This window comes from Brevibacillus sp. HB2.2 (genome assembly GCF_013284275.1).
Lineage (GTDB): Bacteria > Bacillota > Bacilli > Brevibacillales > Brevibacillaceae > Brevibacillus > Brevibacillus brevis_D.
Genome location: NZ_JABSUV010000001.1, coordinates 188,294 through 199,871 on the forward strand (window position 1 = coordinate 188,294; position 11,578 = coordinate 199,871).

The following is an 11,578-nucleotide window of genomic DNA, read 5'->3' on the forward strand; positions in this document are numbered from 1 at the left end:
ATGAAAAATAGATCATACAGGAATTCAAGCTATAAATTTGCGGGTGAATTTGGCTTCTTGTTTATTTATTATGGGATTGGCTTTTCCAATAAATAAACAATGGCGCAAATGATTCACCCTCCGTTCTAATTAGTTGCCTTCAATATAGCATAATCTTCCAAATATTGTCAATGAAGCTATTCAACCAAGGCTAGCAATTGGGCAAGCTTGTCTTTGAGGGGGGAAGATTTCTTTTTTACTACCTGTGCGAGCTTTTTGTTCCCGCCGAAAAGGCGATAAATAACGCTTTCCCGATGGTAATCCTCCATCGCTGCAAGCTCCTCTATGAGTGCATCCACCAGTTCGGCACGATCAATGCTGATATTTTTCAAAGGCTTCGCCGAGTCGCTACTGCCAAGCACCAAAGAGACGAGTACGGGGATATTCTCTACGGTTACACCATGCGCCTCCATAAAAGCTAGGGCAAAATCGTCCTGAGCAGACTGATGCTCCGTGTCGACCAGCTCCATATAGCGGCGAAAGAGTGGAAAATAATCGCTGCTAGACAACCCGAGAGCCAATACCGCATAGGTGCCAGGCATGACGGATTTCTCACTAGGCTCTACATCCCCGTACCATGCGAACTCTTCCATCGCAAGCTCAGCATATTCGGCGATTTTCGGATATAAGGCAGGATAACGAGAAGCATTGGCAAAAAACTGGTGGAGACCTGACTTCGCCAGCTTTTTTACGGGCAGGTAGTGCTTTTCGCTACTCTTCAGCTTGAGCTTGTACCCTTTCGGAAAGCCTTCACGCAAGAGTCCGTTGATAAAATCGATGGCTTCACCGTAGGCGGCTTCTTCCTCAGTCACGATACGGATGTCGATCGCTTGTAAAACGTCATTGGCTTTTGCTTGAATCAGACTGCTTTTATACTCGTTTTCAAAGCGACCGCTGCCACGTTTTACATAGTCCGTAGCCCGCTTGGAGCCAAGCTGAACAGCGAGGTCCAAAAACTTCTTCCGGGTGTCAGGTTCCTTATTACCTATTGCGAGAGCGACGTATAGGAAAAAGTCCAGCTCCTCTGCTTTTGGTTCCTGACGCTCCTGCTCGGGTTTCAAAACCCAGTCTAATCCATAATGCCCGGTACGATCGAAAAACTTGACTAAAAAACGCTCATCAGCCCAGCCTTTTAAAGCCAAGGCAGAGTGGTATGTCCACGAATCACTGCGTTCTTTATTAGAGCGCAGCTTTTCGCTAAGACGCTGGATGAGTGGTTCGATAAGCTCCTGCTTTTGTTCCATCAAGTCGGGATTGACGAGACAATGAGCGAAGAAGAAATCGTCTCTTTCTTTCGGACGTACAGGAAGCTCCGCTTTAATTTTTGTCTCGATAAATTGATCCAGTACTTGTTTTAGACTCTCGCGTTTTCGCTCGTTTATGAAATGGCGAGAATGGCATTGCATCGATTGTTTCCACTCGAATTCGAAGACGAGCTCGAAGTGGTAATTAAAAAAGTGAGAATCATAGTCGGCGGAATGGAACAGGGATTCCATTCGATCACACAGTGCAGGAAAAAACTCTTGCATGAGTATTTCCTCTGTAAGCTCCTCGATATAAGAGCCCGCATCGTATTTGTACGAGTCGTCACTCCAGCTGAATGGTTCATGGACATCCACGTGGATTTTGCCATTGGCCCAATTGAGCTTTCCTTTTCTCCACGCCACTCTCAGGTAGTCTTTGACCCCCGCCTGCAGTAGACTCCAGTCTTTGATCTCTTTGATCCGCTGGTTCTCTTTTTGATAAATTTCTTGGATGGAAGTCCATACTTCGTTTAGAAATGCTTCTGCTGCCTGATTCATTAACTAACTCTCCTCCTTGCCAAAACACCTTAACCGATGACTTTGACGACATTGCCCTCGCTATCGGTAATATTGGTTTTCACAATGTTAAAGGCAATTCCTTTCAGGGAAGGAATCTCAAAGCTGCTTTCCTTTGGAAGCAACTGCTTGGTAATCGCAATCGTTGTCGCATCATCGAGAACAAATCGAATGACGTCCTCTCCTGGAATACACGCTGGCTTCTCTCCTGCCTCAAATACAACGCGGACATCAGGTCCCACAAGGCTCAGGCTTTCCCCTTTTCTCATACGTCCGCGGAGAATTTTTCCGATGACTTCCGCTTGCTTAGCTCCCAGCCTCAAGGTCGAAGGCGTTTTTTTCAAGAAGCCATTTTTTCCAGGCTCCCATCCAAGTTGGCTGACGAACAAATAAGCCGTACTGGAGCCTTCTTGTTCCATTCCTTTTTGAACAGCATCAGAAACCGTAGAATGGCAAAGGAGAGAATCCCGCTCGAGATCGGTTATGTAGAAAGGCATGTACGGCAAGCCAGATTGAAGTACGCCACGAGTATTCCAAGCCATCATCGCATCGAGTTCATCACCTGTGATCCCAACCATTTGCAAGAATTGCACCCGCCCATTCGGCGTATCCATTTCGGCAAGCTGAGGGTCTGTCACAAAAGCGAGCGCAGTCAGTTGGGTATCGGCGCCCAAGCATATTGGACCGTTTGCATCCAAATGATCACCTGCTTGAAACACATTGCCCGTGTTGAATACATAACGCCCCATATTTTGAAGCAGATTCAGCGCCCAGGCAGGCGGTTCTTCCTCGTCGTCCTTTCGTGCCAATCGAAACGTCAATTCAAAGCCAAAACCGCTTTCCTCTTCATTTTCGGACTCTTTTTCATATAACTCGGTAAATCCATATGTGACAAAATGCCAATGCGGGTTAGGCTCGTCCGATATATAGGCGCTGATTCCATCCAATGGATCGTTTCCACCCAGCGCATACGAGATAAGCGTGCCGTAATGTTTGGGCTCCTGCTCTCCATAAATCTTTCTCATCTCCTGATCAATGGCATCCCAGCCCACTGACATCATTTCATCGTTCATTTCTTCGCTCATCTTTCGTGCCTCCCATATCATGACTGTCTTAACAATAGCCAAAATGAAATTTGGATACTCTAGTAGACGGTCAATGCCACTTAGCAAATTACATCGTTCTCATTCCTTTCTATTCAAAAGTCTTTAATAGGTTTGTGTTATCCCATTTGGAACGACTGGCTTCGACAACCAGTGCTGATCGGTTTGCACATGATTCTTGCGCACAAACTTGGCGGCAGAGTGTTTAAAATCTTCGTACGGAAACCTCTCCGCTACTCGTACCACGTACCCCTCCTGCTCTCCACCGAAGACAGATAGCTTGGTGTAGCAACTTTTTATGGTCTCTTCCTTCCAAATCCCTCTGTACAAGACAGGTGCTGTTTCCAAGCCAAGTAGTTCGGCCCATTCTACCGTTTCATCCCACGACAAGCATTCATTGTTTTCATTCCAGATCGAGAACACGTAGAAATAGCTCGTTAGATGTCCGTAATAGATGGAGTGCAGCGCATATACATTTTCCCCACATATTCTCCAGCCTTCCGGGATATGAAACGAAATCGTCCCGTGCAGCATCTTTACCCAATGCCTGGATGCATGATCTTTGCTATCGAGTGACCGTGCATGGATATGGTTTCGGTACAGCGTGGTATTTTCTCCATCCAGCTTTTCTGTCACGACTACTTCTTTTCCCTCGAAATGACAAACCGTTCGCAGGATTTTATCATCGTCGGTTCTACTTCTTGACCAGGGTAAATGAAAGGTTCTCGGATATTTTTTCAACATCGTTATTCACCTCCTTATTTGGCATAGGCATCTCCTTCCTTGAAGAAGTACAGCTTCCACAGGTACTCTTCGCCCAACAAATGATAAATTTCGGAAATATCTTGTTGCGTTCCGTAGTTAATCTTCATGTGCATTTGAATCAGGTTGACGACTTCGAAGATAAAATCATCGTCGAATCCTAATTCTTTTAAGAAATGGCAAGCAATTTGCGCAGATACATGCTCATGTCCGAAGTAGGAGTAATGGCCTTTCATCGGCTTGTAGGTTTTGCAAAATGGTTTTCCTGTATCGTGAAACAAGGCGACCACTTGCATGAGAAATTTGTCATCTTCCGTGTAAAAGGCGTTTACATAATCGAAAACATGATAGGTATGCTTGCACAAAGGGTACTGATGGTAAGGATTTTCCTGATTAAATTGATACATCTCTTTGAAGATCGGAATGGCATTCAGCCTATCGAACAGTTCTTCATAGGAAGGTTCGTTTTGAAGTAATTGAACGAACTCTTCTTTTTCAATGGGATAAGGAACTGGCTCGTGCAAAAGATGAATGTGATCCCAGCCTTCATTCTTGATCGGAAAATGGAAGTTCTTCCGCATCTTCGCCAAGATGTATTCGTCTACGGTTCTCTTTCGGGATCGATTGCGCTCTTGGCAAACGGAATAGGGAACATCGACGTAATAGCATTCCTTCTGGACATCGGGAAATTTGGCCAGGACCTTCATTCTCTTCTCTCTGTCAATATTGGTTGCGTCTAAAATGACGTTCCTTCCATTCGCCAGCTCCGTTGCGATTTTCGAATAAACCTCAAAAAATACTTGCGCTGACTTTTTTTGTTTTCGCTCATCACCGAATAAGTTCTGGCGAATTTCATCCGTAGACACGATGATAGCTCGTTCCTTTTTGGCAATTTCTTGCGCCCACTTGCTTTTGCCACTGCCCGCAATGCCTGACAGGACGATTAATTTCTTTTTCACTTATATCTCACCTCCTTTCAATGAAAACAAATTATTCGACATGCTTTTCCAATATTATACACACTTCGCGTATGGATGGCACCCTTCTTTGTTCCTAGATTTTCCGTTCTTTACAGCCACGGACCAAAGAAATTCTGGACAGCTTGCTCGGAATAGCTATCTTCCCCCCGCCAATTCACGACGGCGAAAAAGTCATTCTTCCCGCCACGCCCTGGTCTGTCCTTGCTTGGAGCCAAGATCCCAGCGGATGCAAGAATTTCCATGAAGACATCCCGTTCGTTCTTGCTAGATGGAAAGACACCCTGGAGGCGCTTCTCCAGTTGACGAGCCGCATCAGTTGGTTCACTGCTGGCGATGATGGCTAGCACCTGACGGAGGATGGCTACATCTTCTTCCTGTACCGTAAGATTATCTTCTTTGTTTACTAGCTCCAGATCAAGCATGAGGTACGGTAGATAGTTCAGGCGAATGCCGCCCCACTTGATTCTTTCAAAATTCAGGACATTCAAATCTTCGTCGGTATATAGCTCTCGCCCAGCGATATAGTAACGGTCGCATTTATGGCAGTCCCCGTACATGGCAAAATAGGTACCGTTTTCTGGATTTGTATACTTCCCTGCATTACTTTCAAACGTATGAGCCGTCAAATGCTCCGTCAAGGACCAACTAGACAATGCGCTGCGCAGGTACACCTTTCGCGTCGAGAGACTGTGCAAAAACGCTGTGGCGACTTGCTCTTTTGTCACTTTTTCATGCAAAGCAATGATTTTATTTATGCATTCCTCGTGACTGATCGTTAGCGGGTCAAACATGAGACCTTTGCTTTTTGCGTATTCAAAATCTGCTCCCGAAAAATCGTATGGGCGACTCTTCCAGCCGTTGCTGCTCCAAAATGTCTTCATCAAGATTTGCTTTGCTTTTTTATCCATAAAGGAATTCTCCTTTTTCTTCAGCTTTCCATATTTTAGCGCAGAGCGGACGTATGGAAAAAGAGTCCAACGTGTAAAAAATCGTTGGACTCTGATTGCGTGCTATCAGGTACCGCAAAACGTTTGGTAAGGACGTGCTGATTCCGCTGGTAAAGTCGTGTATTCCACCTGTTCAGGCGTGTACGCATAGGGATCAGAAAGGACTGTCAGGAGCCGTTCCATCACCGTGTAGTCGCCCTCTTTCCATGCTGCTTCCAATGCTTCTTCTACCCGATGGTTCCGCGGAATGACTGCCGGGTTGTTCTTTTTCATTCCCTGTTGTACCGCGTCGGTGTCTTCTGGCTGTCTCGTTAGTCGTGCTTTCCACTGCTCATGCCATTCCGTGAATTTGCTCGTGCCAAACAGCACAGTCTCTTCTGGTTGATTAAGCGTGAGAGCACGGAATGTATTCGTATAATCTGCACGGTGCTCCTTCATCATGTTGAGCAAACCCTCGATCAACGCTTCGTCTTGCTCCTCTTCGTTAAACAAACCGAGCTTTGCCCGCATTCCTGTGAGCCAATTGCTATGATACAGCTTGCTAAATTCGGCAAGGGCATCTTCGGCTATTTTCACTGCCTGCGCTTCATTTTCATGCAGCAACGGCAATAAGCTTTCCGCAAAACGAGAAAGATTCCACACAGCAATGTATGGTTGATTTCCGTAAGCATAGCGGCCCTGAACGTCAATAGAGCTAAATACCGTTGCAGGATCATAGGTGTCCATGAACGCGCAAGGGCCGTAATCAATGGTTTCGCCGCTGATCGCCATGTTGTCGGTGTTCATGACCCCGTGGATAAAGCCCACAAGCTGCCACTTGGCAATCAACGCTACCTGCCGCTGGATGACCCCTTTTAGTAGAAGCAGATAGCGGTTTTCTTCTGCCTCGATCTCTGGAAAATGTCTTTGCAATGTGTAATCAGCTAACGCGCGGAGATCTTCTATGGAACAAAATCTTGCCGCGAATTGGAACGTGCCTACTCTGATATGACTGGCTGCGACACGCGTCAAAATGGCACCAGGCAGCTCGGATTCGCGATAGACAGACTCGCCGGTTGTCACTACTGCAAGGCTGCGAGTCGTAGGAATGCCGAGTCCATGCATGGCCTCGCTAATGATGTATTCGCGCAGCATCGGACCCAGGGCTGCTCTACCATCGCCGCCGCGTGAATAAGGTGTTCTGCCTGAACCTTTCAGTTGGATATCGAAGCGCTCGCCTGTAGGCGTAATCTGCTCACCAAGCAGGAGAGCCCGACCGTCGCCTAGCATGGTAAAATGGCCAAACTGATGCCCCGCATATGCTTGAGCGAGAGGCATTGCACCTTCCGGGGTTTTATTTCCCGCGAGCATGGCTATGACTTCTTCGCTTTGCAGAGCTTCGACATTCAGCCCTAGTGATTTTGCCAAACGTTCATTGAGAATGGCAAGCTTCGGCGATCGTACAGGCGGTGGATTGAGCCTAGAAAAAAACGATTTTGGCAGCGTTGTATAGCTGTTCTCGAAGTTCCATCCCGGTTCGATTGTTGTTTTTTTGTCAGTCATTGTATCTCCTTTTATCGATTGGCGTTATTTGAATGGAGGTAATTGTACGCATGATACATTTTGCCAATTTATTATACCCTTTTCATGCAAGATAGGAGCACATTCGCACATTTTTAGCGTACTCCTCGACGAATATCTTTTATGAATTGGGGGAAAAATACCATTTACATAAAACCAAAAGGTGTTATATCATCATAAAAGCAAAACCAAAAGGTGTTATATTTTTCACTACGAAACGGAGAGATTTTATCGTGGAACAGAACAATCAACAAGCCGTAGAAGATATTAAGCAAACCATCGTTTTCGACGCCCCTATTCAAAAGGTATGGGAGAAGGTATCCACTGCGGACGCCATCTCAGCTTGGTTTATGCCAAATGACTTTCAGCCTGTAGTTGGTCATGAGTTTCATATCCAATCCCCTTTTGGCCCTTCTCCATGCAAAGTGCTGGAAGTAGAAGCACCACATCGCCTTTCTTTTGCTTGGGATACAGACGGTTGGGTTGTCTCTTTTCTTTTAAAAGACCTGGGCGATAAAACAGAGTTTACCCTCATTCATGGTGGATGGAAAGCGGCAGATGAGATCATCGAAAAAGCAAACGCGAAGAGCGCAATGATTCGCGAGAAGATGAATCAGGGTTGGGTTGGTATTGTTCATGAGCGTCTGAAAAAGGTTGTGGAAGGCTAAATGTCTGCCTCAGCAGAAAAGGTTGATGTATTTCAAGCGATCGCTGACCCTACTCGTCGAGAGGTGCTTCGCTTGCTAGCTGAAAAAGAATTGCCGATCTCAGCAATTACCTCTCATTTCCCCATTAGCCGAACGGCTGTGGTCAAGCATCTTCATATACTTGCTGACGCAGATTTGGTTACGGGACATAAGGTTGGTCGTGAGAAAATCTATCGTTTGCATCCCGGTCCCCTGACCGAAGTAAAGCAGTGGCTTTCCTTTTACGAGCAGTTTTGGAACAATAAGCTGTCTATGTTGAAGCACCTGGTGGAGACCGATGGAGATACGACGTTAACTGTCTTGCAGTCGGAACCGGATCAAAAAAGGAAATAGTTTGTCATGCCTTCCCTCTTGATCGATTGACCAAAGATCAAGAGGGTTTTCTTTGATCAGGCAGTATGAATAGAAAAAAGACTGCCGGTTGCTCGACAGTCTGGCTCGTTCGCTTACTTATTCAACAGCTCGGTTAGTTCAGTGGATTCGGTCAAATGCAACGGTGCCGTTCCATAAGCTTTCCCATCTTCTGAATCAAACATATGGTTTTTGTTGTCTCCGCTCAATACGAAGAATAGTGTCTTCGCCTTTACTTCTGTTTTGTTATCTGTATGAACAGTCGCTGGCAAAGTGTTTGTCGTTACTTCAGCGTAGTTGAATTCAACTGCCAAAGCCTCTTTCTTGTCCTTCTCCACCTCTTGGGTGCTCTCGTCAAAACGCATTACCTTTTACATATTCTCTCCACTGTTATACGCGAACACGTCCGTGTGATTGAACGAGATGTGGAGTGCTTTTGACCAAAGCATTATATTACAATAAAATTAACCTTGCAAATAATCACCAATTGTTGTCTTCGTGCAAGCAAGCCATCCTGAATGGGAAAGATGAGAGAAGGCAGTACCATTTGGACGACGGACTCATTTTATAAGGAGATACTTCATGACTCATCAAAAAATCATTCATTTCAGTGATAAGGACCTGGATGGCGTATCTTGTGCAATCCTGAGTCAAATTGCGTTTTCCAATCAAGAAGTCGATTACCGCGGAGTGACTCCTTACACTGTCAATCAAGAAGTTCAAAAGTTTCTCGAAGAAGAGCTTACCCCCGATATGTATGTCGTGATTACCGATGTAAGTGTCAATAACGAGGTCGGAACGCTCATTCAGAAAAAGGTCGATCAGGGACATGTATTTGTCTTGATCGATCATCACCCAACTGCCTTGCCGTTGGCTTCCACGTACGAATGGGCAAAGGTTATTACGGAAGAATCAGGGAAAAAGACTTCGGCAACGAGCCTTTATTATGATTATCTGGTAAACCAGGGATATCTGACTCCTACAGGCGTTCTCTCTGACTATGTGGAGCTGGTTCGTGCCTTTGATACGTGGGACTGGGATGCAACCGGTACGGTACAAGCCAATCAACTAAACATTTTATTCTATATGGTCGAGCGAGACAGGTTTATTCAGAATGTGCTGGGACGCTTGCGTGGTGAAGGTACTCATACGGATCAGTTCGTATTTGACGAAGTAGAATCGATCCTCATCTATACAGAAGAAAAGCGCATCGATGAATTTGAGCATAAAAAGCTGAAGCAAATGAAGCTAATTCCGGTAGAGATTGATTTAGACGAGCCAAAAACGTATCAAGTGGGCGTAGTTTTCCTCGAACAATATCACTCCACGACAGGCAATTTCTTATGTAAAAATGCGGAAATGATTGATTTTGTCGCGATGCTCGATCCCGGGAAAGGCAGAATCAGCTTTCGAACGATCCGAGAAGACGTAGATCTGTCTGTGATCGCCCAGCATTACGGTGGTGGCGGTCATCCAAAGGCTTCCGGATGTTCCTTTACAGGCGTTACGTTAAAGGCTTTCGTGTACCCTGCTTTACGAACGAATTAGAAAGGTGAGGAAACCAAAACGGTTTTCCCCACCTTCTTCTTTTTTTAGAGACTTTTTATCCAACTACAATTCAACGATTTTTGTAGCGATGTTATTGCAAAACTCCCTGTCATGTTCCACAAAAAGAATCGTTGGCGAGTGTTCAAGGAGCAGCTCTTCAATTTGCATGCGAGAAATGACGTCAATAAAGTTTAATGGCTCATCCCAAATATGAAGATGGGCTTTCTCGCAAAGACTTTTCGCAATGAGTACTTTCTTCTTCTGTCCGCCACTAAAAGCAGAGATATCCTTCTCAAATTGCACACGGGAAAAGTCCAGCTTGCGCAAAATCGATTTAAACAGACTTTCCTCAATCTCATTGTCCCGGGCAAAGTCAGTGAGATTGCCCTTTAAATGGGAAGTGTCTTGAGAAACATACGAGATTTTCAGTTGACTCCCCTTTCTGAATGTCCCCGTATGTTGAATGTTCTCCCCGCAAATGAGCTTGAGAATGCTGGATTTTCCTGAACCATTCTTTCCTGACAGCGCTATACGCTCTCCTTGGTCAATCGTAAAGCTGACATCTGCGCAAACTAGCTTCTCTCCGTAAGAAATCGAGACCTTCTCCAGTTCGGCCAGTTGATTTTTGTGATAAGCAAGCTGTGCAATCTTTAAGCTTTCCTGGTTTTCAATGTTTTTTAGTAGCTTCGATTTTTCATCAATAGCGGATTGCTGTCTTTGCTCCATCGATTTGGAGCGTTTCATCATTTTCGCAGCCTTGTGGCCAACATACCCTTTGTCTAATTTGGAACCGGAATTCAATGTTCCATTTTTTGTCTTTTCCACAGCGTCCGACCAGTTACTTGTGCGTTTGGCTGCGTCCGACAAGCGTTTAATGTCTTTTTTGAGCTTCTCATTCTCAGCGAGCTCATAGTTATCCTGTCTCTGTTTATTTTCCCACCAATCGGAGAAACTCCCTTTTTGCACCTCAATGTTCGTCTTGTTGATGGACAGGATGTGGTCGACACAGTTGTCTAGAAATGCGCGGTCGTGGGACACCAGAATATAACCGCTTTTGGAATGGAGATAATCACTGACGAGCTCCCTTGCATGCATGTCGAGGTGATTGGTTGGCTCATCAATTAACAAAAAACTGTTTTCCTTTAGAAATAAGGCGGCTAACATCACTTTCGTTTGCTCCCCGTTAGACAAAGATTCAAAAGGACGATATAGAACATCGTCTGAAACCTTTAAGAGGGAGAACTCGCGCATTAATTCCCATAGCTGATAGTCCGGGACAATGTCTTGAACGATATCAAGGGTAAGATATTCTTTGTTCTCGACTCGGAAAGGAAAGTATTCAAAGCTGACTTGAGCACTAATCTTTCCACTGTATTCATACTTACCAAGCAACAGGTTGAGAAAAGTCGTTTTCCCCCTCCCGTTTCTTCCCGTAAAGCCCAATTTCCAATCCGTATCGATTTGGAAACTCACATTTTCAAAAATGTTATCAAAACTGCCTTCATAGGCAAACGTTAAGTTATTTACACTGATTAATGACATACAATCATCCTCCTGTACGCAAAAAAATAGAAAAGCTACAAGAAAGTTACTCTCTTGTAGCTCAAATAAATACAGCAAATCCAACTCAAAAAAGGAGTTAGATAAGGATATATTGTTTGAGTGAAGAGGTATACGTAACTTTCTTGCACATAAAGAATAAAACACGCGAAAGATATCGCTGTTTGTTTTATTTTTTAAGCAAGAAAATTATCCATTATA

General features: G+C 44.9%; 11 protein-coding genes. 3 read left to right on the forward strand and 8 right to left on the reverse strand.

Annotated elements, in window-relative coordinates:
• Positions 1-176: 176 nt before the first annotated feature.
• The 6 genes from HP401_RS00635 to HP401_RS00660 all read right to left on the reverse strand — a co-directional run bounded on the left by HP401_RS00635 (position 177) and on the right by HP401_RS00660 (position 7,193).
• A complete protein-coding gene (locus HP401_RS00635; protein ID WP_173603701.1) occupies positions 177-1,841 on the reverse strand; it encodes a DUF6138 family protein in 1,665 nt (554 codons plus the stop codon).
• Between the two features lie 29 nt (positions 1,842-1,870).
• Positions 1,871-2,932 carry a suppressor of fused domain protein gene (locus HP401_RS00640; protein WP_173603798.1) on the reverse strand — a complete coding sequence of 354 codons (1,062 nt, stop codon included), beginning with the start codon at positions 2,930-2,932 and terminating at the stop codon, positions 1,871-1,873.
• Between the two features lie 135 nt (positions 2,933-3,067).
• A complete protein-coding gene (locus HP401_RS00645) occupies positions 3,068-3,706 on the reverse strand; it encodes an RNA ligase family protein (RefSeq protein ID WP_173603702.1) in 639 nt (212 codons plus the stop codon).
• Positions 3,707-3,720: 14 nt separating this feature from the next.
• Positions 3,721-4,683: an AAA family ATPase gene (locus HP401_RS00650; RefSeq protein WP_173603703.1), complete on the reverse strand. Its 963-nt coding sequence runs from the start codon at positions 4,681-4,683 to the stop codon at positions 3,721-3,723.
• Between the two features lie 110 nt (positions 4,684-4,793).
• Positions 4,794-5,612 carry a hypothetical protein gene (locus HP401_RS00655; RefSeq protein WP_173603704.1) on the reverse strand — a complete coding sequence of 273 codons (819 nt, stop codon included), beginning with the start codon at positions 5,610-5,612 and terminating at the stop codon, positions 4,794-4,796.
• 105 nt (positions 5,613-5,717) lie between these two features.
• A complete protein-coding gene (locus HP401_RS00660) occupies positions 5,718-7,193 on the reverse strand; it encodes a protein adenylyltransferase SelO (RefSeq protein ID WP_173603705.1) in 1,476 nt (491 codons plus the stop codon).
• 251 nt (positions 7,194-7,444) lie between these two features.
• Here HP401_RS00660 and HP401_RS00665 point away from each other — a divergent pair, with 251 nt between their 5' ends.
• Both HP401_RS00665 and HP401_RS00670 read left to right on the forward strand, forming a co-directional pair.
• The gene (locus HP401_RS00665; RefSeq protein WP_173603706.1) at positions 7,445-7,879 is read left to right on the forward strand and encodes an SRPBCC family protein; all 435 of its coding nucleotides are present in this window, start codon (positions 7,445-7,447) and stop codon (positions 7,877-7,879) included.
• Complete coding sequence (locus tag HP401_RS00670) at positions 7,880-8,251, forward strand: ArsR/SmtB family transcription factor (RefSeq protein WP_173603707.1); 372 nt, start codon at positions 7,880-7,882, stop codon at positions 8,249-8,251.
• A gap of 113 nt (positions 8,252-8,364) precedes the next feature.
• On the opposite strand, the gene HP401_RS00675 is transcribed toward HP401_RS00670, so the two are convergent.
• Positions 8,365-8,607 (reverse strand): hypothetical protein, encoded by a 243-nt coding sequence (locus HP401_RS00675; protein ID WP_254456964.1) that lies wholly within the window; start codon positions 8,605-8,607, stop codon positions 8,365-8,367.
• Positions 8,608-8,851: 244 nt separating this feature from the next.
• On the opposite strand from HP401_RS00675, the gene HP401_RS00680 reads away from it, so the two are divergent.
• On the forward strand, positions 8,852-9,817 hold the full coding sequence (locus HP401_RS00680) for a DHH family phosphoesterase (RefSeq protein ID WP_173603708.1): 966 nt from the start codon (positions 8,852-8,854) through the stop codon (positions 9,815-9,817).
• A gap of 63 nt (positions 9,818-9,880) precedes the next feature.
• On the opposite strand, the gene HP401_RS00685 is transcribed toward HP401_RS00680, so the two are convergent.
• Positions 9,881-11,359 (reverse strand): Lsa family ABC-F type ribosomal protection protein, encoded by a 1,479-nt coding sequence (locus HP401_RS00685; protein WP_173603709.1) that lies wholly within the window; start codon positions 11,357-11,359, stop codon positions 9,881-9,883.
• Between the last annotated feature and the right edge of the window lie 219 nt (positions 11,360-11,578).

Bases quoted from the DNA above. Each gene is read 5' to 3' on its own strand.
- HP401_RS00635 (WP_173603701.1), bottom strand. From the start codon at position 1,841: ATGAATCAGGCAGCAGAAGCATTTCTAAACGAAGTATGGACTTCCATC.
- HP401_RS00640 (WP_173603798.1), bottom strand. From the start codon at position 2,932: ATGAACGATGAAATGATGTCAGTGGGCTGGGATGCCATTGATCAGGAG.
- HP401_RS00645 (WP_173603702.1), bottom strand. From the start codon at position 3,706: ATGTTGAAAAAATATCCGAGAACCTTTCATTTACCCTGGTCAAGAAGT.
- HP401_RS00655 (WP_173603704.1), bottom strand. From the start codon at position 5,612: ATGGATAAAAAAGCAAAGCAAATCTTGATGAAGACATTTTGGAGCAGC.
- HP401_RS00660 (WP_173603705.1), bottom strand. From the start codon at position 7,193: ATGACTGACAAAAAAACAACAATCGAACCGGGATGGAACTTCGAGAAC.
- HP401_RS00670 (WP_173603707.1), top strand. From the start codon at position 7,880: ATGTCTGCCTCAGCAGAAAAGGTTGATGTATTTCAAGCGATCGCTGAC.
- HP401_RS00680 (WP_173603708.1), top strand. From the start codon at position 8,852: ATGACTCATCAAAAAATCATTCATTTCAGTGATAAGGACCTGGATGGC.
- HP401_RS00685 (WP_173603709.1), bottom strand. From the start codon at position 11,359: ATGTCATTAATCAGTGTAAATAACTTAACGTTTGCCTATGAAGGCAGT.